Source organism: Altererythrobacter sp. Root672 (assembly GCF_001427865.1).
Classification (GTDB): domain Bacteria; phylum Pseudomonadota; class Alphaproteobacteria; order Sphingomonadales; family Sphingomonadaceae; genus Croceibacterium_A.
Genome location: NZ_LMHH01000001.1, coordinates 1469453 through 1490791, shown reverse-complemented (window position 1 = coordinate 1490791; position 21339 = coordinate 1469453). Strand labels below are relative to the sequence as shown.

The following is a 21339-nucleotide window of genomic DNA, read 5'->3' as shown; positions in this document are numbered from 1 at the left end:
AGCTCGCCAACATGCATCAATCCGATCGCGCCGGCCTGCTCTACGCACTTGCCGGATTTTGCACCCTCTCCATCGGCGACGCGATCATCAAGGGTATGCCTGGCGCATGGCCAGCGCCGGCGATGGCGGCGACGCGGTATATCGCGGGGACTATCCTGCTTGGTGCGCTGATGGTTCGCCATCAAGGCTGGGCCTCGCTGGCCCTGCCGCGCGACAAGCTGCAGTGGGTGCGCGGGATCGCCATCAGCATGTCGGCGATGGGCATGTTCCTGGCGGTCTGGCTCATGCCCCTGGCGGAAGCGACGACGATTGCCTTTACTCAGCCGATGATCACCGCAGTTCTGGCCACGATCCTGCTTGGAGAGCGGGCGCGACCGGCGACGTGGATCGCCACACTCATCGCCTTCGCCGGGGTGTTCGTGGTGCTCAGGCCGAACTTCGCGGCCGCCGGGTGGGGCGTCTTGTTTCCGTTGTTGGGAGCTACCGGCATGGCCGTCACGATCATCGCCAACCGGGCGGTGCAGGGGAGGGCCAGCATCCTCGCCATGCAGTACTACATGTCGGTAACGGCGATGATCTTCCTGCTTTTCGCCACCACTGCGGCCCACTTTACCGGGCTGGAGAATTTTCAGATGCACTGGCCGCATTGGAGCGTGGTCGCGCGTTGCGCCTTCATCGGTCTCAGCGCCACGCTGGCTCAGTGGCTGATCTTCATGGGGACTGTGAAGGCAGGGGCAGGAACGGTGGCGCCTATGACTTATGGGCAGCTGCTGATGGCAGTTACGCTGGGGTGGATCTTCTTTGACGACCATCCCGATCCGATCGCGCTCCTGGGGGCGGTGATCATCATCGGGGCGGGCCTGTTCCTCTGGTGGGAAGGCCGGGCAAGGGCACCCAAGCCGGCCTAGAGCGCGGCAAATCATGGTTACCGGTCAAGTAACCTAGTCGTTCAACCGGTCTGCAAGGCAGAATGGGCGATAAACCCGTGGGCCGCACCGGAGACAGACGTGTCACGAAGGCCTCATCCCTATTTTGGCCGCCTGAATCGCAGGGAAGAGCCTATTCCAGCGCCTACTGCGCGCGGGGCGAATGCGCGTGTTCCGTTGGCGAAGCCTGGCGATCAGCCCGGGGTCCTGTGGGACGCTTATCGGGAAGCGCATCCGCCAGAATGAAAAAGGGCGCCGCAATGGGCGCCCTTTTCCTTTGTCGTTAGCGAGGGAGGAGCCTTAGCTCTCCACATGCTCCGCGAGGATGGTCAGGCCGTTCTCGCCGACTTCAGCGAAGCCGCCGCGAACCTCGATGCTCTCGAAATCGGAGCCGGAGGTACGATAGACCTTCACCGCGCCATCGCGGATCGTGGACATGACCGGAGCATGGCCCTCGAGCACGCCGAACTCGCCCTCGGTACCGGGGACGACCACCATGTGGACTTCCTCGGAGCGGACCAGACGTTCCGGCGTGACGAGTTCGAAGTGCAAAGCCATGATTAGGCCTCTTCAGCCAGCTTCTTGGCCTTCTCGACCGCTTCGTCGATGCCGCCGACCATGTAGAACGCGGCTTCCGGCAGGTGATCGTACTCGCCTTCGACAACCGCCTTGAACGAACGCACGGTGTCTTCGACCTGCACGAACTTGCCCGGAATGTTGGTGAACACCTCGGCCACGTGGAACGGCTGCGACAGGAAGCGCTGGATCTTGCGCGCACGGGCGACGGTCAGCTTATCCTCTTCGGACAGCTCGTCCATGCCGAGAATGGCAATGATGTCCTGCAGGCTCTTGTACTTCTGCAGGGTCTCCTGGACGCGGCGAGCGACGTCGTAGTGCTCCTGGCCGACGACGGCCGGGGTCAGCACGCGGCTGGTCGAGTCCAGCGGGTCGACCGCCGGGTAGATGCCGAGCTCGGAGATCGCGCGGTTCAGCGTGGTCGTTGCGTCCAAGTGGGCGAACGAGGTGGCCGGCGCCGGGTCGGTAAGGTCGTCCGCGGGGACGTAGATCGCCTGCACCGAGGTGATCGAGCCCTTGTTGGTCGAGGTGATGCGCTCTTGCAGCTGGCCCATGTCGGTCGACAGGGTCGGCTGGTAGCCCACGGCCGAAGGAATACGGCCGAGCAGCGCCGACACTTCCGAACCCGCCTGGGTGAAGCGGAAGATGTTGTCGACGAAGAACAGCACGTCCTGGCCTTCCTGGTCGCGGAAGTACTCGGCCATGGTCAGGCCCGAGAGCGCGACGCGGGCGCGGGCGCCCGGGGGCTCGTTCATCTGGCCGAACACGAGCGCGACCTTGGAGCCTTCCGAGGTGGCGTTGCCGTCGGCGTCCTTGGCGATAACGCCGGCGTCGAGGAACTCGTGGTAAAGGTCGTTGCCTTCGCGGGTACGCTCACCCACGCCGGCGAACACTGACACGCCGCCGTGGCCCTTGGCGATGTTGTTGATCAGTTCCTGGATCAGCACGGTCTTGCCGACGCCGGCGCCGCCGAACAGGCCGATCTTGCCGCCACGCGCATAGGGCGCGAGCAAATCGATGACCTTGATGCCGGTGACGAGGATCGCCGCTTCGGTCGACTGGTCGACGAACAGCGGGGCTTCGGCGTGGATCGGGGCGAACATGTCGCTGCCGACCGGGCCACGCTCGTCGATCGGCTCACCGATGACGTTGAGGATGCGGCCGAGCGTCTTCGGGCCGACCGGCACCGAGATCTGCGCGCCGGTGCTGGTGACCTTCTGGCCGCGCGTGAGGCCTTCGGTGGCGTCCATGGCGATGGTGCGCACGGTGTTCTCACCGAGGTGCTGGGCAACCTCGAGCACCAGACGGTTGCCGTTGTTGTCGGTTTCGAGCGCGGTCAGAATTGCCGGCAGATCGCCTTCGAAGGCGACGTCCACGACGGCGCCGATGACCTGGGCAATGGTGCCGTTGGTCGTCTTGTTGAGCACGGGGGCGGTGGCCATTTTGGTTTCCTTGCCTTGAACTTGCTTAGAGCGCTTCGGCGCCAGCAATAATTTCGATGAGTTCGGTGGTGATCGCGGCCTGACGGCTGCGGTTGTACTGGATGGTCAGCTTGTTGATCAGGTCGCCGGCGTTGCGCGTGGCGTTGTCCATCGCGGTCATCGAGGCACCCTGTTCGGAGGCGGAGACTTCCAGCAGCGCGCCGAAGAGCTGAGTCTTCAGGTAACGCGGAAGCAGTTCCTCGAGGATTTCCTCTTCGCTCGGTTCATACTCGACCACAGCGCCGCCGGTTTCGGCGGCCGTCGTCGGAGCCGGCACCGGAACGATCTGCTGCACGGTCGGCTCTTGCACCAGGGCAGAGCGGAACGTCGGGTAGATCAGGTGCGCGACGTCGAACTTGCCGGCGTCGAACATCGCGATCACTTCGGCGGCGATCGCTTCGGCTTCGGCGAAGCCGGGCTCACGCACGGTCGAGGTGTCGAAGTTCTGTCCGATGGCGTCAGGGTAGACGCGGCGGATCGGCGCGCGGCCCTTGCGGCCGACGAGGTAGAATTCGACCTTCTTGCCCGCAGCCATCAGCTCGCGCGCCTTGGCCACGGCCGCACGCACGATGTTAGAGTTGAGGCCGCCGCACAGGCCCTTGTCGGTGTTCACCACCACCAGCAGGTGGCGCTGATCCGAGCCGGTTCCGCGCAGCAGCTTGGGCGCGTTGTCCTGCCCCGCGACCTTGCCGGCCAGGCTGGCCATGACCGCCGCCAGCCGCGTGGCATAGGGACGCGCGGCTTCCGCCGCGGCCTGCGCCTTACGCAGCTTCGCAGCGGCGACCATCTGCTTGGCCTTGGTGATCTTCTGGGTCGATTTGACCGAGTTGATCCGACCTTTGAGTTCCTTCAGCGAGGCCACTTAGCGTTCCTTACGCGAACTGCTTGGCGAAAGTGTCGAGCGCCGCGACGGTCTTCTTCTTCGCTTCGTCACCGAACTCGCGCGTGTCGCGAATGAGGGTCAGCACATCGGCGTGCTCGCTGCGCATGAAGCTCAGCATGGCGGCTTCGTATTCGGTCACGCGGTTGGCCGGGATCGGATCCAGGTAACCGTTGGTGCCGGCGAAGATCGACACGGTCTGCTCTTCGAACGGCAGCGGGCTGAACTGGGCCTGCTTGAGCAGCTCGGTCAGACGCGCGCCGCGGTTGAGCAGCTTCTGCGTCGAAGCGTCGAGGTCCGAGCCGAACTGGGCGAAGGCCGCCATTTCGCGGTACTGCGCCAGCTCCAGCTTGATCGAGCCCGCGACCTTCTTCATCGCCTTGGTCTGCGCAGCGCCACCGACGCGGCTGACCGAAAGGCCGACGTTAATGGCCGGTCGGATGCCCTGGTAGAACAGGCCGGTTTCGAGGAAGATCTGGCCGTCGGTGATGGAGATCACGTTGGTCGGAATGTAGGCCGACACGTCACCCGCCTGGGTTTCGATGATCGGCAGCGCGGTCAGCGAACCGGCGCCGTTCTCGTCGTTCATCTTCGCCGCGCGCTCGAGCAGGCGGGAGTGGAGATAGAACACGTCGCCCGGGTAGGCTTCGCGGCCCGGCGGGCGGCGCAGCAGCAGCGACATCTGGCGGTAGGCGACGGCCTGCTTCGAAAGGTCGTCGTACACGATCACGGCGTGCATGCCGTTGTCGCGGAAGAATTCGCCCATCGCGCAACCGGTGTAGGGCGCGAGGTACTGCAGCGGAGCGGGCTCCGAAGCGGTCGCGGCGACGACGATCGAGTATTCCATCGCGCCGTTTTCTTCGAGCTGACGGACGATCTGCGCCACGGTCGAGCGCTTCTGGCCGACGGCGACGTAGATGCAGTAGAGCTTCTTGCCTTCGTCGGTGCCCGAGTTGACGCCCTTCTGGTTGATGAAGGTGTCGATGGCGACGGCGGTCTTGCCGGTCTGGCGGTCACCGATGATCAGTTCGCGCTGGCCGCGGCCGACGGGAACCAGGGCGTCGATCGCCTTGAGGCCGGTCTGCACGGGTTCGTGCACCGACTTCCGCGGGATGATGCCCGGAGCCTTCACTTCGACGCGGCTGCGCTGGGCGCCTTCGATCGGGCCCTTGCCGTCGATCGGGTTGCCGAGCGCGTCGACCACGCGACCGAGCAGGCCCTTGCCGACCGGAACGTCGACGATGGTGCCGGTCCGCTTGACGACGTCGCCTTCCTTGATCTGGGCGTCAGAGCCGAAGATCACGACGCCGACGTTGTCGGCTTCGAGGTTGAGGGCCATGCCCTGGATGCCGTTGGCGAATTCGACCATCTCGCCGGCCTGAACCTTGTCGAGGCCGTGGATGCGCGCGATGCCGTCACCGACCGAAAGCACGCGGCCGACTTCCGAGACCTGGGCCTCGGTGCCGAAGTTGGCGATCTGGTCCTTGATGACCTTGGAGATTTCTGCGGCGCGGATTTCCATTGTTAGCCTTTCATCGCCTGGGCGAGAGTATTGAGACGCGAGCGGATCGAGCTGTCGATCCGCTGGGAGCCGATGGTGACGACTAGCCCGCCGAGAAGCTCCGGCTCGACGCGGGTCTTCAGCTTCACGGTGCGGCCCTCGCGGGCGCGGAGCTTCTGCTCCAGCGTTGTGAGCTGTTCGTCGGTGAGGGGGTGGGCGCTGGCGACTTCAGCAGTCACTTCGCCACGTTGCGCAGCAGCGATCGTCTGGAAAGCACGAATCGTTGCTGGCAGTTCGTCGGCGCGACGGTTCTGCGCCAGCACGCCGATGAAGTTGCGGGTGAGCTCGGCCAGGCCAAGCTTTTCACCAAGCCCCGAAAGCACACGGCCGAGGGCTTCGCGGCTCACTTCGGGGTTGCGGATGAGAGCGCGCAGTTCAGCCGATTCGCTGAGTGCGGCGGCAAGCGTCTCCAGGTCGCGTTCGACCGCGGTGACTGTGCCCGCCTCGCTGGCGAGATCGAACAGTGCCGAGGCGTAACGCCCCGCTAGGCTTGCCTGAATACCGGCGGAAACATCCACGCGCGAAAGGTCCTCTTAGGTCCGGTGAAACGGAAAATGTCAGTTTACCGAATGCGGGCGCGAACGAGGCACCCCGGCAAAGCTGGCGCGCCCGTAGCAAAGGGGGGGCAGGGATGCAACTCGGTGAGCGCGGGTCTGTGCTCAGCATCCGTCGAGCGTGGCACACTTAGCCCGTTTTCGAGTGTCGCTAGCTTGCCTTTGCGCAGGTGTAGACCAGCCGTTCATTCGGCCGTTCGGGCAGCAGCGCGAGAATCCCGGACTGCATCGCACCATATTCGCCCGCGGCTTCCTGGCCGGCACCGCAAGCGGGCGCCTGGAACTCGGCCCGCGCTGTGCGGATGCGTTCCATCGTCTCACGGTCGAGCAAGTACCGCTCCATCCGGTATTCCTTCGAAGCGGGGTCAAAGGTGTTTACCGAAACCGATTCTTCGTCCTGCGGGACGAGAACGCGCGACCAAGTTCCGCTGGAGAACCCATATTGCGTGCGGCCGTTCACGCAGCCGTCGGGCGACCAATTGAACGGGACGTTCGGCTCGGCGGCTCCGGTTATGCGGCTCCGCTCAGGGACGAGCGCACAAATCATGTTACCGGCGGTGGGGGCGACCATCGGACCACGCTTCTCCTCTGCCTCCATCTCGGTTCGCAGCCGCTCTTCGAGCCGGCCCTTGATCTCATCGAAGCCCGGTCTTCCGATCCATGCGATAGCCGCGCCGACCACGGCTACGGCGGCGAGGCCGAACCCGATCTCGGCATTGTGCTTGAGCCCGACATGGTGGGCGTGAATCGCGAGACCCGCGGCACCCAGAGCGCAAATGAGCATGGTCATCGAGAGCGCAAGGCCGTTGTCGCGCTCGTCGAACAGGTTGAACTCGATCTCGCGGCGCAATTCGGCCTGACGGCGGGCGAGCGCTTGCTCCTTGGTGGCGGCCTCTGCCTGGGCTGCCTGGCGCTGCTGCTCAGCGCGCTGGCGCTCGGCATCCTCGAAGTCGGCGATTGAGCGGCAGGGCATGCCGTTGACCTGTGGCGTCACGTTGTTGGCACGCAGGAAGGGCAGCAGCTCGCGCGTCGAGACGGCGAAGAAGAACTCCGCGTCCGCGCCGCCGCTTTCGGCTCCGAAGCTGTTCACGCCGATGACACGGCCGCAATCGTCGAGGAGGGGCCCGCCACTGGATCCGCGGGCGATAGGGGCGGTGTGGAGCAGCGAATCGAATTCGCGCGTCGGCCGCCGTCCTGCCAGGTTGCCAGTACTCTTCACCGGAGGCTGGGCGCGGAAGATATCTTGCGAGGACAGGCCCTGCGCGCGGTCGACGTTCATTGGGTAGCCGACAGCGGTGACGTTGCCGCTCTCGGTCGACGGATTGCCGGAGATCGTCAGCGGGGGCAGCCGCATCGGTTGGGTCGTGGCGAGCAGGGCGAGGTCGTTGCGCGGGCTCACCGCTACGATCCGGGCATAGACCGCGGTCGTGCCGTCGGACGGGACGATGCCGATCGAAAGGTTGTCGTCGGAACGGGCTTCGGCAACGACGTGGGCGTTGGTCACGATCATCTCGGGGCCGACCGCAAAACCAGTGCCGTGGGAGACCGGGACGATCTGGTCCCCGTCCTGTTCGACGATGACGATTCGCACTACGCCGCGCGCCGCGGCGCTGATGTCTTCCGGGTCGGCCTGCGCCGCCGAGGGAACGAGCAGGATCAGGCCCAGCACCGGCAGCAGCCGCGCGAGCCATTTCATCATGCCGTGAAGTCGCACTTTACCCTCCGCCATGCGCGCCTTCTTGCCGTCATCTGCTTTGAGCGCAAGATTCGGGAAGCAATCGACGTCTGATCGCCTATTTTGCAGGGCATGATGATTGAGGATCCTGTGACGCTAGAGCGGATGAAAGCGGCCTTCGCGGCGCGCGACCGGGGCTGGGATGGCCGCTTCGTGGTCGCCGTGACCAGCACCGGCATCTACTGCCGCCCAAGCTGCCCGGCCCGGCGCCCACGGCCAGAGAACACCAAGTTCTACGACAGCAACGCCATGGCCGAGTCTGCCGGTTTTCGCGCCTGCAAGCGGTGCGAGCCGGATGCAGTAGCGCGCGACCGGGCGGCGATCGAGCGAGCCATTGCTCTGCTGCGATCGGCAGAAGAATCGCTGTCGTTGAGCGATCTGGCGGACGCGGTCGGTTACTCGCCGAGCCATCTACAGCGCATCTTCACTCGGGACACCGGCCTGTCGCCTGCCTCTTATGGGCGCGCCTTGCGCGAAGAGCGGGCGCGCGAGGCGCTGAGCGCTTCGGGCTCTGTGACCGAGGCGATCTACGAGGCCGGGTTCGAGAGCCCGAGCCGGTTCTACGATTCGATGGAAGGAAAGTTGGGCATGAAGCCTTCAGCGTGGGCCCGCGGTGGTGCGGGAATGACGATCAATTGGACGGTGGTTGAGACCAGCCTCGGGCCGATGCTGGTGGCCGCGACCGACAAGGGCGTGTGCCGGCTGTCCTTCGGACGAGGGCGCGAGGAGCTGGAGCAACTGTTTCCGAACGCCGAGCTGGCAGAGGGCGGAGCGGATTTCGCCGCGCTGGTCGGCCGAGTGGTCGCGGCGGTCGATGATCCGGCCTCCGGGCGTGACATCCCGGTTGATGTATCGGGAACCGCGTTCCAGCAACGGGTGTGGCAAGAACTGCGCAAGATCCCGCCAGGCGAGACTCGCTCCTATACCGAGATCGCCGCAGCTGCGGGCAATCCCAAGGCCGTGCGGGCCGCCGGTTCGGCCAACGGTGCAAACCACGTGGCAGTTCTCATTCCGTGCCATTGCGTGGTCCGCTCGGACGGGTCATTGGGCGGTTACGCTTATGGGCTCGACATCAAGCGGGCTCTGCTGGAGCGGGAGAAACAGGCATGAATGCACTGCGCGAAGCTTTTGCGGCCCTGCACCGGCCCGGTGATCCGGTCCTGCTCTATAACATCTGGGACGTCGGCAGCGCGAAGGCGGTGGTGGCCGCCGGTGCACCGGCGCTCGCTACGGGCAGCCATTCGTTGGCAGAGGCCCAGGGCTTTCCCGACGGGGAGGGTATTCCGCTCAACCTGCTGCTCGATAGTGTTCGCCGGATCACCTCGGCGGTCGAGGTTCCGGTCTCTGTCGACTTCGAGGGCGGCTTTGCGGCCGATCCGGCGCATCTGGCCGAACACGCACGCCTCCTGGTCGAGGCTGGCGCGGTCGGCTGCAACTTCGAAGATCAGGTTATTGGCGGTGAGGGGCTCCATCCGATTGAGGAGCAGGCTCGCCGTGTCTCCGCGATCGTTGAAAGCGGGCTTTGGGTCAACGCGCGCACCGACTTGTTCCTCAAGAAGCTGATCGCCGGCGAAAACGCGAACGATCGCTCGCTGCTGGGCGAAGCACTCGAGCGAGCCCATGCTTTCGCCGGAGCAGGGGCGCACAGCTTCTTCGTGCCGGGCGTGAGCGACCTCGACCTTATTGCAGAGATCTGCGCGGCCTCGCCGCTGCCGGTGAATGTGATCAAGCGGGACATGACAGACATCGCCGCCACTGCCGCGGCTGGCGTGGCCCGTATCAGTTGGGGCCCGTTTCCCTGGTACTGGGCGATGGCGCGCGTGACCGAGGAAGCAAGGGGGCTCTACACGAAACTGTAGGGGTCGATGTCGACCGCGACGCGGACACCTTGCGGAAACGACAGGGCGCCAAGCCAATCGCGGATGACTTGCTGCACTTCGGCGCTGCGACGGGCGTTGAGCAGCAGGCGATAGCGGTAGCGTCCGCGCAGCATCGAAAGCGGGGCCGGTGCCGGGCCGAGGATCATCACGTCTTCGAGGTTCGGACGGGTCGCCCCGATGCGGTTCGCCGCCTCGCGCGCTTCGGCTTCATCTTCCGACGACACAATGATCGCCGCCCAGCGGCCGAACGGTGGGGCACCAGCGTGGCGTCGAGCTTCGGTCTCGGCTTCGTAGAAGGCGTCGCGGTCGCCTGCAGCCAGAGCAGCGATGACTGTGGCCTCGGGATGTCGGGTCTGGATGAAGACCTCGCCCGCCTTCGCGCCGCGTCCGGCACGGCCCGCGACTTGCGCGACTTGCTGATAGGTCCGCTCGGCCGCGCGCAAGTCTCCGCCTTCGAGGCCCAGGTCGGCATCGACCACGCCGACCAAGGTTAGCTCGGGGAAGTGGAAGCCCTTGGTTACGAGCTGGGTGCCGACGATCACGTCGATCTCTCCCGCCTCTGCCTGAGCGATGAACTGCGCGGCTTTCTCTGGCGAGTTCAGCGTGTCGGATGTGACGATCGCCAGTCGCGCCTCAGGCAGGATCTCCTCGACCTCATGCGCGATGCGCTCGACGCCGGGGCCGCAGGCGACCAAGCAATCGGGCTCGCCGCATTCGGGGCAGTTTTCGGGCGGAACCGTCTCATGCCCGCAATGGTGGCAGGCGAGGCGGCGGCTGAGGCGGTGCTCGACCAACCAGGCGCTACAGTTGGGGCATTGGAAGCGGAAGCCGCAATGGCGGCACAGCGTCAGCGGCGCGTAGCCGCGGCGGTTGAGGAACAGCAGCGACTGTTCGCCCTTCGCGAGCCGATCCTTGAGCGCTGCGACCAATCGGGGCGAGAGCCAGCGCCCGCGCTCGGGCTTCTCTTCGGTCAGGTTGATCGTGTCGATCGAAGGGAGTTCGGCGCCACCAAAGCGGGCAGGGAGGACCAGCTTTTCGTAGATCCCGCTCTGGGCCATCTGCAGGCTCTCGAGCGCTGGTGTGGCACTGGCGAGGATTACCGGAATACCCTCGAACCGGGCGCGCATGACAGCCACGTCACGGGCATTGTAGCGTACGCCGTCGTCTTGCTTGAAGCTGACCTCATGCGCTTCGTCGACCACGACGAGGCCGAGCTTGGCATAAGGCAGAAACAGCGCCGACCGAGCACCTACCACGACTTGCGCGGTCCCCGCTGAAATGGCGCGCCAGGCCCGCCGCCGTTCGGTCGATTTGAGCGAGGAATGCCATACGACAGGCGGCGCGCCGAAGCGGTCTTCGAAGCGACGCAGGAACGCTTCGGTCAGGGCAATTTCGGGAAGCAGGACAAGCGTTTGCTGCCCATCCCTGAGACTTTGCGCGATGGCTTCGAAGTAGGTTTCGGTCTTGCCCGATCCCGTCACCCCGTCGAGCAGGAAGGGAGCGAACTTGCGCTCCTCCACCGAAGCCACGAAACGGTCGGCGACTTCCTGCTGGTCCGGCGATAACTCGGGCTCGGCAAAGCTGGGATCGACCGGCGGATAAGGTCGATCGCAATCGACCTCGATGGGTTCGAGCACGCCCTGGTTGACGAGGCCGCGCAACACACCGTCGCTGACACCCGCGATGCCCGAGAGTTCGCGGATCGTCGCCTGCTCGCCTTCCAGCGCCTCGATCGCGGCCAGGCGTTGCGGGGTCAGCCGCTCGGGCATCCCGCCGCTCAGCCGATACTCAATCGTCGTCGAGGGGCCACGCAGGGCGCCCCCGCTCGAAAGCACCATCCTCGCCACCGACGCCAGCGAGGCGCAGTAGTAATCGGCAGTCCATTCAAGCAGCCGGCGAAGCTCCGCCTTCAATGGCGGCACCGGCAGAACGGCCAGCAGGGGACGCAGCTTTGAATCGGGAACCGACTGCGTCGGTAGGCGATCTTCCTCCCACACGATGCCCACGATCTGCCGCGGCCCGAGCGGGGCGACGACAACCGAGCCCGGCGCCACCTCCATCCCATCGGGGACACGGTAGTCGAGCGGGCCTAGCGCAGCGTTGAAGATGAGCAGTCGAGCGCGGTTCATGTTCACGGCGGCATATGGGCGTCGCACGCAGGGGGCGGCAAGAAGAGAGGTCGCAAAAATGCCCGAAATGATCCCCGAAGAGATTTCCGTGCGCCGTCGAGCGCTTATTGGCGGCTCGCTCGCCGCTGTTGCTGTCCTGGCGCTGCCGGGCTGCGCCACTTACCCGGCCTTCAGCTACGAAGAGGCCATCCGGCGCTTGCTCGTGCAGGCAAGCGAACGGGCGTTTGTGCGGCTGACCGAACCAGGCGGTTATTGGGACAGGCAGGTCACGCAGGTCGGGCTCGACGGGTATTTCGGCAACCGTGGCTCGGTGCTCACAAACATCCTCACCTCGACCTTGTTCAAGAGCCGGTTGGAGCAAGTGGCGGCCGATATCGCGATCGACGCCTCCTATCGCGTTGCCCCAGTCGTGGCCGATGCCGTGCGGACGGTGGGATACGCCAACGCAGTAGCGCTGATCAGAGGTGGACCGACTGCGGCGACGACGTTCCTGCGGCAGGAGATGGGCACTCAGTTGCTCAATGCGCTGGTGCCCGAGGTGGGTCAGGCGCTGCAAGTTGCCGAGGACCCGCTCGTTCGCGAACTCCTGGTCGGCCTTACCGGCGTCGACTTGGGTGGCGTGGCGCGCGGCTTTGCCGGTGCCGTGGAGGAAGTGATCTGGACCGAGATCGGCCGCGAGGAAGCGGCTATCCGCGCCGACCCTGCCGCCACGCGCGACCGGGTGCTGATGGAGGCGTTCGGCGGTGGCGCTCTGCCCTAACCCTTGTAGGTCAGCGAGACCTGCGCGACGTGGCTGAGCTTGTCCTCTGCCCCATCGCGCGGAGACAGGATCATGAGATAGCCCACGGTTCCTTCGACCTTCGGCGAGAGCTTGTAGGTCAGCGCCCCCGTGGCGCGCCACTGGTCTATGTGAGGATCGTCGCCGACGGTCTGCGCTCGGGCGGTGTAGAGCAGTTCGCCGGCGAGCGAGCCCTTGAGCTCCTTCGCCAGGGGCCAGGTCGCCGTGATCTTCTGCCGCAAGCGCAGCTCCATCCGGTCCGCGCCTTCGAAAAACCGTTCCTCTACGCGCGTCCTGAAGGACCACATCCCAGAGGTGAGCGTGAGTTGCTGATGCGGTCGGAATTCGTCCGGGCTGTCGAAGGTTTCGACATAAGCCGCGCCCCCTCCGACGACGGCGTCCTCAGACAACCTCAATTCCGCCATGCCCCGCGTTAGCAGCTGGTTGCCGCTTTCGCGGACGCGTTGCGAGAGGTCGAGCGTGCCGGTGACTTGGTGTTCGACCAGCGGAACCTGGAATGATTGCGACAGCCAAAGCTGCGTGTCCTCGTCAGCCGCCTGGGCGCTCGTTGCGATTCCAGCGGTGGTGAGGGTCAAAACCGAAAAGGCGGTTGTGCGCAGCATGGTGGCGCCTATACCGCCCAACTCGCTAGCAGAGACACATTTTTACTGATCGATCGCATTCCGATGGCCGAAGAATCTCCTCTCGATCGCTTTAAGCAGGCGCTGACCGGCGCGGCCCGCGCCATCGGGCACGATGCGGAGGCCGAAGTCAGCTGGACGGCCGACACCCCGGGCATCCAGGGCAAGTCGCTGCGAGTACCGATGCCGGGTCGCACCTTGCCGCGCGATCAGGCGCAGGAAGCGCGCGGTGTGACCGACAGCTTCGCGCTCAAGCTGCGTTTCCATAACGAGGCGGTCCATCGCCGCTCGATGCCGGCCGAGCCCGCAGCGCGCGCCTGCTACGATGCGATTGAGCGTGTCCGCTACGAGGCGCTCGGCGAGAACAACTACGCCGGCATGCGCGAGAACCTCGCCGCCGCGAACGAGCTGCGCGTGCGGACCGATCCGATCACCCGTGCGACCAAGGCCGACGAAGTTCCGCTGCAGACCGCGCTTGCGCTGATGCTGCGCGAACAGCTGACTGGCCAGCCGATCCCGCAAGCCGCACAGGCTGGGGTCGAGATGGTGCGCGAATATGTCGAGAGCCGCACGGGCGACGATTTCGAGCGCCTGGCCCTGTCGATCGACGACCAGCAGGCTTTCCAGTCACTCTCGCTCGACATGCTCCGTCACTTGCAACTGGTCGAAGCCGAACCGCTCGATGATTCCGGCGAGGATGAATCGGGTGAGGACCAGGGCTCCGAAGACGAAGACGGCGAGGACGACAACGACGACGGCGGCACCGAGATGCGCCAGGAGCAGGTCGCCGGCGAGAGCAGCGAGGGTGAAGGCGACGAGGACGCCGAGCAGGAGGTCGAGACCGAGCAGGAAATGAGGGAAGGGGAGCCCGGCGAAGAGGGCGAGGAGGGCATGATGCCCGTCCGCCCCAACCGCCCGTGGACCGACCTGCCCGAGACTTTCGATTACAAGGTATTCACCGAAGAGTTCGACGAGGTCGTCGAAGCGACTGAGCTGTGCGACTTCGAAGAGCTCGACCGTCTGCGCGCCTACCTCGACAGCCAGCTGACCGGGCTTCAAGGCGTGGTCACTCGACTAGCCAACCGGCTCCAGCGGCGCCTCATGGCGCAGCAGAACCGCAGCTGGGACTTCGACCAGGAGGAAGGTCTGCTCGACGCCGCCCGGCTCGCCCGCGTGGTCGTCAGCCCCGGCCATTCGCTGAGCTACAAGATCGAGCGAGAGCAGGAGTTCAAGGACACCGTCGTAACGCTGCTGATCGACAACTCGGGCTCGATGCGCGGGCGGCCGATCTCGATCGCCGCAATCAGCGCCGACATCATGGCCCGCACGCTCGAACGCTGCGGGGTGAAGGTAGAGATCCTCGGCTTCACCACTCGCGCGTGGAAGGGTGGGCAGTGCCGCGAGAAGTGGCTCAACTCCGGCAAGCCCGCCACGCCCGGCCGCCTCAACGACTTGCGCCACATCATCTACAAGAAGGCCGACGAGCCCATGCGCCGCGCGCGCAAGAGCCTCGGCCTGATGATGCGCGAAGGGCTGCTCAAGGAGAACATCGACGGCGAAGCGCTGATCTGGGCGCACAACCGCTTGCTCGCCCGGACCGAGGACCGCCGCATCCTGATGGTCATCTCCGACGGCGCACCGGTGGACGATTCAACGCTGAGCGTGAACTCGGCGGGGTATCTCGAAACGCACCTGCGCAAGGTCATCGACTGGATCGAGAAGCAGTCGCCCGTTCAACTGGTGGCCGTCGGCATCGGGCATGACGTGACCCGCTACTACAAGCGTGCCGTGACGATCATGGACGTCGAACAGCTCGGCGGAACGATCATCGAGCAGCTCGCGGATTTGTTCGAGGTCGAGTGACCTGACAGTCCGCTTTTGGTTGAAAAGCGGACGTCGATCGAACTGTAGCCCCTGCCTTCAATTCCCTTTCGCGGGTCAGTTCGTTTTCCGCTGGAGCATTGGCTCCGACATAACTCTGCCTCTCGTTCGGGTTTATACCGATGATAAGTCGGAGCGGCGCGCGATATTGAGTGTCAAATCAGTCGAAGGGATAGTCTGATGTGGCAAAATCTCTGGTCGTTCCTTGTAAGTGTCACGATCATCTTTGCATTCGTGATGTGGTTCTGGCTGCTGATTACGGTGATCGGTGACCTTATCCGTCGGAACGATGCAGGCGGGTTCAAGAAGGTTCTGTGGGTCATCCTGTTATTCGTGACGCCATTCCTGGGCGTGTTCATCTATTTACTCACTCAATCGGGCGGCATGGCGGAGCGCAACAACCTTCAGCGAAGCCAGGCGCGCGCTGAATTGCGCGACTTTGTCGGCTACAGCCGGGCGGACGAGTTGGAGAAGCTGGAAAAGCTCAAGGCATCCGGCGTGATCAATGCCGAAGAGTTCACCAAGCTTCGAGCCCAGGTGTTGGGGTGATGAACCTATAGGTGGGGTTGTGGACGCCAGGCCGGAGACAAAGGACGGCATGTCGTGAAACGTCTCAAGATCGCCCATAAGACCGAGTATTTCTACAACGAACCGGTCTCGTTCGGGCCGCATCGCATCATGATGCGCCCGCGCGAGGGGCACGATATCCGTATCGTCGACGGACGTCTCGAAGTTGAGCCGGAGGCGACGGTGCGCTGGCTGCGCGACATCTACAACAACTCCATCGCCGTCCTGACCTTCGCGGAACCGGCCAGCAAGTTAAGCATCTTGGGCGAAGCGGAAATCGACTACCTCCGCGACAGCCCCATCGAATGCCTCATCGAACCATACGCCCGCCTTTTCCCGTTCCAGTATGCGCCCGAAGAACAGATCGAACTGATCCAGTATCGCCTCCCCAGCTATCCCTACGACGGAGCGAGGCTGCATGATTGGCTGGAGGAGCTGTACCGGCATGGCAGCGGCGAGGTAACCGAGACCTTCGATCTTCTCGGCCTGCTCAACACGCATATCTACAAATCATTCAAATACTTGAACCGCGAGGAGCATGGCACCCAGCCGCCCTGCGAGACGCTCTCGCTAGGCAGTGGATCGTGCCGGGACTTCGCGGTGCTGATGATGGAAGCCGCGCGATATTGGGGTTTTGGCGCGCGATTTGTCACGGGATACATCCAGATGAACGAAGGCCAGCACGGTGCCTCGCATGCCTGGACGGAGATCTACATACCGGGAGCTGGCTGGCACGGGTTCGATCCCACCAATAACAAGATGGTTGGAAGCGAGCACATCCCCGTGGCCGTGGCCCGCGAACAGGAGAAGGCCTGTCCGGTTTCTGGTGCATGGGAAGGGCCATCGAATGCATTCGACCGCATGGTGGTCTCTGTCCATACCAGCGCGCTTTAGTGCGATGTCACGATCTGGCATCGGATCAACTCGTGCCAGTTCGATGGAGTCAATCAGCCTCGCGCAAAATGAAAAACGGATGCTATGACGCGCTATCAGGGGAGAGAGAATAGTGATCCAACCAAATTGGGCGCCGGCTCTATTGATTGCGGCAACTTCCAGCATCGCGGTATCTGCGGCGGCAGCTGACCGGCCCGCGGACGACTGGAGGAGTTGTACTGAAACGGCGGCGAGAAATCGCGCGCTGACATCCAATGTGCCAGCCAACACCGTCGTTGAGGCGGCCTTGAGCGAATGTCGGGGCAAATATCATGCAGGCAGTTCGGTCCCGACGCCCAGGGATCGTCAGCCCTCTGTGGACGAACAGAACCCTGACGCGGTTTACAAGACGGAAGTGGATCACTGGCGCCCGCAGCTCATCGAGGGCGTGATAAAGATCAGGCAATCGGATCAGCTGCGCCAGTAACGGTGAAGCGGGAGTGGCATGTTCGTGAAGGGTATTTTGGCCCTAAGCGACCTTAAGCCTTGGTTTTGACGTGATCTTCGAGGTGGCCTTCGACCGGGCGCACCGTTGAGACATTGCCCTCGGCGGATGTCGTTTGCATTGTGCCGCCGGCCTGTCGTGGTCCGTCGGTAAAGCAAGCCTCTTGCGCTTGGCCCTCGACCAGGAAGCAGGTTTTGCCATCCTTCATGAAGATCGATCCGCCCGTGGCCTTGCCGTCGGCAGCTATGCGCGAGAACGTCATGCCTGGATGGATCTCGATATAATCGACTTCGCCGCCGGCGCGCGTGATTTGGTAAGTGCCCGGGGCGACGGCTTCGAAGCCTGGCGCCTCGCCTTCGAGAACGCTGGAGGCATCGGCCACTTCTCCGGTTGCAGTCGCTGTTGCAGTCGCATCGACCTTGTTGGCCCCGGAGTCAGCATTGTTGCAGGCCGAGAGCGCAAGCAGCGCGGCGAAGGCGATTGTATTCCTCACATCAGGTCTCCCGGGGTCAACTCACAATTGACAACCCTGAGCGGGGAGAGCAGTTCCGATGCAGACAGTTCAGCACATCTCCACGGCAACCCCGACTGCCTCACGGCGCCGATCCGCAGCGAAACGATGGCGCGCATAGATCGCGGACATTTGCCTGGGTAAGGGGAGCTTCGCAGCGAATGCGACCAGGACTACGCCGGTAAGTCTGACCGTCATGCGCACAACGTCGGGGTGCACGCGTTCCGGTCCCAGGCAGAAACCATTACGACTTCTTCCGCCTTTTTGCGGCTCGACCGCTTGGCAGAAGGGTTCATTCATTTCATAACCCTTCGCAAACAAAACATAAGTCGGACTCGTCAGTCCGGAGAGGGGAAATTTGGTCATGCGCAAACAGTCTAGGCTGTTCATTTACACTCGCCTCGTTGCTGCCTTCTTGCTGCTCGTAACGGGTGGGGCCGTCGTTGCGCAGGATCACGGGGATCACGCCAACATGGCGACGGACGCGACCGCCCCCGCCGCGATCACGCGCACGGTGAAGTGGTCGGAGGCCTCGGCATGGCCCTCGGGCAAGGTGCCTTCGGCGGGCGAGGAAGTGACCATTCCGCGCGGTACCGAGGTGATGCTCGACGTGCAGCCCGCTGCGCTGCGCAGCCTAACGATCCAGGGCAAGCTCCGTTTCGCGGACACGCGCGACATGGAGCTCAGGACCGACTGGATCTACCTTCCGGGCGGGACGCTGGAGATCGGCACCGAGGCCGCGCCGTACCGGCACAATGCGACGATCACCTTGACCGACACCGTGCCTGGCGAAAACATCAACAGCATGGGCGACCGCGGCATTATGCTGTTGCGCGGTACGCTGGAGCTGCACGGCAATCGCGATCACAGCTGGACCAAGCTTGACGGCACCGCCCAAGCCGGCAGCACCAGCATCAAGGTGCTCGACGCAACCGAATGGCGGACCGGCGACGAAATCGTCCTCGCCTCGACCGACTACAATCCGCGCCAGGCCGAGCGCCGCACGGTTACGGCCGTCAAGGGCAACACGATCTCCTTCGCCCAGCCGCTCCAGTACATGCACTTCGGCGAGGTCACCTTCGGGGTCGACGAGCGGGGCGAGGTCGGCATGCTGACCCGCAACATCAAGGTGCAGGCGTCAGAGGATGCCAACGAAAGCTATTTCGGCGGGCATATCATGGCCATGGCGGGCTCGACCGTGCATGCCGACGGCATCGAACTGAACCGCATGGGCCAGCACCTGACCCTGGCGCGCTATCCGATGCACTTCCACCTCCTGGGTGAAGGCGCGGGGATGTACGTCAAGAACGCGGCGATCCACGATACCTACAACCGTTGCGTGACGGTTCACGGCACCAACAATCTGCGCGTCGAGAACAATGTGACCTTCAACACGGTCGGCCACTGCTTCTTCCTGGAAGACGGGATCGAGCACGGAAACGAGTTCGTCAGGAACCTGGCGATCCAGACCAAGTGTCATCCGACACTGGACTGCGTACCCACCAACCTCGCCGCCAACGGTGAGAAAGTCACCCAGTACGCGAATCCTGCGGCAGCCAGGCAAGCCAGCTTCCACGGCGGGAACACCCTGCTGCCTTCGGACAACACCGTGGCGTCCTTCTGGATCACCAACCCGGACAACAGCTTCATCGATAATGTGGCGGCCGGTTCCGATCAGGTCGGCTTCTGGCTGTCGATCCCTGAACACCCCAATGGCGCTTTCCAGGGAACGGAAGTCAGCCTCAACACCTGGCCGCGCCGCACGCCGCTGCGCGCGTTCAGGGGCAACACTTCCCATTCCAACTTCGACGGGTTCCTGATCGACCGGCACATCGACCAAGACAACACGTTTGGGCTGGCCTCCATCCCGTTGCTGCCTTTGAAAGATCCCACCGATCTGGAGAGCGAAGTGATCGAGACGCACTTCGAGAGCCTGACCGCCTACAAGAACCGCAATGGTGGTCTCTGGGGCCGGGGGGACCTTTACGTGTACAGCAACATGAAGCTTGCTGATAATGCCATTGGCATGACGCAGGCGGCCGGCGATATCGGCAGCCTGCCTTTCAGTTCACGTCTGGTGGACGCGCTGGTCGTGGGCGAAACCGCCAACATCGGCAATCCAACAACACCGGAGGAAGTGGCCTACGGACGCAGCCTGCCCAAGCCATCCATCCCGGACTTCCCCATCCGCGGTTACGAATACTACGATTACCGCGGCGATGTGGTGAACACGACATTCGTGAATTTCCAGGACAACGATCGGAGAAAGACAGGCGCGCTGTCGTTCCTGCTGTTCACGAGCGCGGGGCTCAGTACCGGAAGCACCATCAGCGGCGCCAAGTTCGTCAACGCCAAGCCGGTCTATTTTCCGAAGTTCGATTCTCGGTTCGATAACGACAACCGCGGCGGCAATGCCTATCGGACCCTGTCCTTCCGCGACCTGGACGGATCGGTGACCGGTGTCCCCAATTCCCAGGTCCTGCTGCACGACGGCGAAAATGACAGCGTCGCCACCGACGACAGCTGCGAGATCCACCCCAGCTGGAATGCTTCCGTGTGCAAGGGCGATATCGGACGCCTGAATCTCTCGGACAGCAGGGGCGAACTTCCACGCGCAGTCGATCTGGAATCCCGCACTGCCCGGTTCGCCCTGCTCGCCTCGCTCGGCCCTAATGCGCCGAACACGCCCCTCGTCCAGGCTCAGCGTGCAGCCCTGTTCACCCGCCGTGCGCCGCAGGCGCCCATCGCGCTTGTCCGCAATGGCAAGGAATTCAAGATCTCCGGCGACCAGAGCACCGTGCGTGCCGGCACCGAGATCCTGGTCAAGACCGAAAGGCCGGAAGTCACTCTCAGTCTGGCCGAAATGGACCAGGGCTCATGGGTTATTTTCGAACTGCCGGGTTTCGCCAGTGCGACCTCCGGAACGGAACAGGGCAGCATGGACGCATTGCGCCAGGCGAAAGAGACATCGTATTTCAGGAGCGGGGACGTCCTCTGGGTAAAACTCGTTGCCGCGGCTCCGGTCATGCCAGTCATTCGTCCAACCGATCTGCAAGCCAGCATAGCGGTCAGGAAGGAAGATCGCGGCGGCTGACCTCTCCACAAGCAACGCGACGGCGATCCGCCGGAACCGGTGCTGCGCTGGTTCGAGACGTTTCTCTTCTCCGCCAGCGTAGCGGACCGAGCATCCATACTTCGCTGTAGAAGCGGAACGGGCGCGTTGCCTCCCGGCGGAGGGCTCCATCGCGATCGCAAGCGAGGATGATATTGGCCTAGCCCTCGATCGGTTCACGCAGGGCGTACCATAGGATGGGCTTAAGCAAACGACGCATTGCGGACGTCCGATACAGTCGGAACGCAGCCTTACCGATTGCCAGGAGCCGGTCTGCCGATAGCCCGCTTCACGTTGTGGCGTCAGTCACATGCGCCCTGATTACCTGCATGAATTTAGGGCTGCCGGTATAGATATCCAAGACGGATCTTGCTCGCTTGGTGGAGAAAATTCCCGGCACCGGAGCCATGTAAGACCGCCACGTCGATTCATCTAGGATCCCGGAATTGTACTGATGCGAGGCAAACTCCCGAATTCTTAGCGCCTTGACTACAAGCCAGAAGAACCTGCGCTCGTTTTCCGCCGACAGCTTGACCTCATCGCCTATCAAGTGTGGATCTACTGCGTGGCTCATATACTCGGAAATAAGGCCAAGGTCGCCGTCGAGCAGCCCCTGCCGCGAACTCGCTTCGATCGCCTTCGTGTTCTGCCGGAGCTGTATGGCCACATACAAAAGGCTGACCACGACAGCGAGGGCCGCCACGAGGTCGCTTACGGAGGAGATTGCTGCCCAGTTCATTTGTAGTTTC

Annotated in this window: 19 protein-coding genes; 9 read left to right on the top strand and 10 right to left on the bottom strand. The window is 63.7% G+C overall.

Annotated features, from left to right (window positions below; translation table 11 throughout):
- Nucleotides 1-11: 11 nt before the first annotated feature.
- Entirely contained in the window at nucleotides 12-908 is an 897-nt protein-coding gene (locus ASD76_RS07150; RefSeq protein WP_055920452.1) for a DMT family transporter, read from the top strand.
- Nucleotides 909-1226: 318 nt separating this feature from the next.
- Here ASD76_RS07150 and ASD76_RS07145 read toward each other — a convergent pair whose 3' ends face one another.
- The 6 genes from ASD76_RS07145 to ASD76_RS07120 all read right to left on the bottom strand — a co-directional run bounded on the left by ASD76_RS07145 (nucleotide 1227) and on the right by ASD76_RS07120 (nucleotide 7707).
- Entirely contained in the window at nucleotides 1227-1484 is a 258-nt protein-coding gene (locus ASD76_RS07145; protein ID WP_055920448.1) for an ATP synthase F1 subunit epsilon, read from the bottom strand.
- 2 nt (nucleotides 1485-1486) lie between these two features.
- Nucleotides 1487-2944, bottom strand: a complete 1458-nt coding sequence (atpD, locus tag ASD76_RS07140) for a F0F1 ATP synthase subunit beta (RefSeq protein WP_055920445.1) — start codon at nucleotides 2942-2944, stop codon at nucleotides 1487-1489.
- A 25-nt stretch (nucleotides 2945-2969) separates the two neighbouring features.
- Nucleotides 2970-3845, bottom strand: a complete 876-nt coding sequence (locus ASD76_RS07135; protein ID WP_055920442.1) for a F0F1 ATP synthase subunit gamma — start codon at nucleotides 3843-3845, stop codon at nucleotides 2970-2972.
- 10 nt (nucleotides 3846-3855) lie between these two features.
- The gene (gene atpA / locus ASD76_RS07130; RefSeq protein WP_055920438.1) at nucleotides 3856-5385 is read right to left on the bottom strand and encodes a F0F1 ATP synthase subunit alpha; all 1530 of its coding nucleotides are present in this window, start codon (nucleotides 5383-5385) and stop codon (nucleotides 3856-3858) included.
- Nucleotides 5386-5387: 2 nt separating this feature from the next.
- On the bottom strand, nucleotides 5388-5942 hold the full coding sequence (locus ASD76_RS07125; RefSeq protein WP_055920435.1) for a F0F1 ATP synthase subunit delta: 555 nt from the start codon (nucleotides 5940-5942) through the stop codon (nucleotides 5388-5390).
- Nucleotides 5943-6129: 187 nt separating this feature from the next.
- Nucleotides 6130-7707, bottom strand: coding sequence for a S1 family peptidase (locus ASD76_RS07120; RefSeq protein WP_235506547.1), 1578 nt, complete (start codon nucleotides 7705-7707; stop codon nucleotides 6130-6132).
- Between the two features lie 81 nt (nucleotides 7708-7788).
- Here ASD76_RS07120 and ASD76_RS07115 point away from each other — a divergent pair, with 81 nt between their 5' ends.
- A complete protein-coding gene (locus ASD76_RS07115; RefSeq protein ID WP_055923038.1) occupies nucleotides 7789-8823 on the top strand; it encodes a bifunctional transcriptional activator/DNA repair enzyme AdaA in 1035 nt (344 codons plus the stop codon).
- Entirely contained in the window at nucleotides 8820-9572 is a 753-nt protein-coding gene (locus ASD76_RS07110) for an isocitrate lyase/PEP mutase family protein (RefSeq protein ID WP_055920431.1), read from the top strand. Before ASD76_RS07115 ends, ASD76_RS07110 begins: the two co-directional genes overlap by 4 nt.
- On the opposite strand, the gene ASD76_RS07105 is transcribed toward ASD76_RS07110, so the two are convergent.
- Complete coding sequence (locus ASD76_RS07105) at nucleotides 9557-11722, bottom strand: primosomal protein N' (RefSeq protein WP_055923036.1); 2166 nt, start codon at nucleotides 11720-11722, stop codon at nucleotides 9557-9559. The genes ASD76_RS07110 and ASD76_RS07105 overlap by 16 nt on opposite strands.
- 58 nt (nucleotides 11723-11780) lie before the next feature.
- Here ASD76_RS07105 and ASD76_RS07100 point away from each other — a divergent pair, with 58 nt between their 5' ends.
- Entirely contained in the window at nucleotides 11781-12482 is a 702-nt protein-coding gene (locus ASD76_RS07100) for a DUF4197 domain-containing protein (protein ID WP_055920428.1), read from the top strand.
- Here ASD76_RS07100 and ASD76_RS07095 read toward each other — a convergent pair.
- Nucleotides 12479-13123 carry a DUF2490 domain-containing protein gene (locus ASD76_RS07095; protein WP_055920425.1) on the bottom strand — a complete coding sequence of 215 codons (645 nt, stop codon included), beginning with the start codon at nucleotides 13121-13123 and terminating at the stop codon, nucleotides 12479-12481. The two genes, ASD76_RS07100 and ASD76_RS07095, sit on opposite strands and share 4 nt — an antisense overlap.
- 63 nt (nucleotides 13124-13186) lie before the next feature.
- Between ASD76_RS07095 and cobT the strand changes: the two genes are divergently transcribed.
- The 4 genes from cobT (at nucleotide 13187) to ASD76_RS18180 (ending at nucleotide 16949) form a co-directional block, all read left to right on the top strand.
- Complete coding sequence (gene cobT / locus ASD76_RS07090) at nucleotides 13187-15004, top strand: cobaltochelatase subunit CobT (RefSeq protein WP_055920422.1); 1818 nt, start codon at nucleotides 13187-13189, stop codon at nucleotides 15002-15004.
- Nucleotides 15005-15202: 198 nt separating this feature from the next.
- On the top strand, nucleotides 15203-15571 hold the full coding sequence (locus tag ASD76_RS07085) for an SHOCT domain-containing protein (protein ID WP_055920419.1): 369 nt from the start codon (nucleotides 15203-15205) through the stop codon (nucleotides 15569-15571).
- Nucleotides 15572-15625: 54 nt separating this feature from the next.
- Nucleotides 15626-16483: a transglutaminase family protein gene (locus tag ASD76_RS07080; RefSeq protein WP_055920416.1), complete on the top strand. Its 858-nt coding sequence runs from the start codon at nucleotides 15626-15628 to the stop codon at nucleotides 16481-16483.
- A gap of 112 nt (nucleotides 16484-16595) precedes the next feature.
- The gene (locus ASD76_RS18180; protein WP_156457576.1) at nucleotides 16596-16949 is read left to right on the top strand and encodes a hypothetical protein; all 354 of its coding nucleotides are present in this window, start codon (nucleotides 16596-16598) and stop codon (nucleotides 16947-16949) included.
- Between the two features lie 52 nt (nucleotides 16950-17001).
- Here the strand turns inward: ASD76_RS18180 and ASD76_RS07075 are convergent, their stop codons facing one another.
- A complete protein-coding gene (locus tag ASD76_RS07075) occupies nucleotides 17002-17460 on the bottom strand; it encodes a hypothetical protein (protein ID WP_055920413.1) in 459 nt (152 codons plus the stop codon).
- Nucleotides 17461-17842: 382 nt separating this feature from the next.
- Here ASD76_RS07075 and ASD76_RS07070 point away from each other — a divergent pair, with 382 nt between their 5' ends.
- Nucleotides 17843-20572: a G8 domain-containing protein gene (locus ASD76_RS07070; RefSeq protein WP_055920410.1), complete on the top strand. Its 2730-nt coding sequence runs from the start codon at nucleotides 17843-17845 to the stop codon at nucleotides 20570-20572.
- Nucleotides 20573-20879: 307 nt separating this feature from the next.
- Here the strand turns inward: ASD76_RS07070 and ASD76_RS07065 are convergent, their stop codons facing one another.
- Nucleotides 20880-21329, bottom strand: coding sequence for a hypothetical protein (locus ASD76_RS07065; RefSeq protein WP_055920406.1), 450 nt, complete (start codon nucleotides 21327-21329; stop codon nucleotides 20880-20882).
- Nucleotides 21330-21339 lie beyond the last annotated feature (10 nt).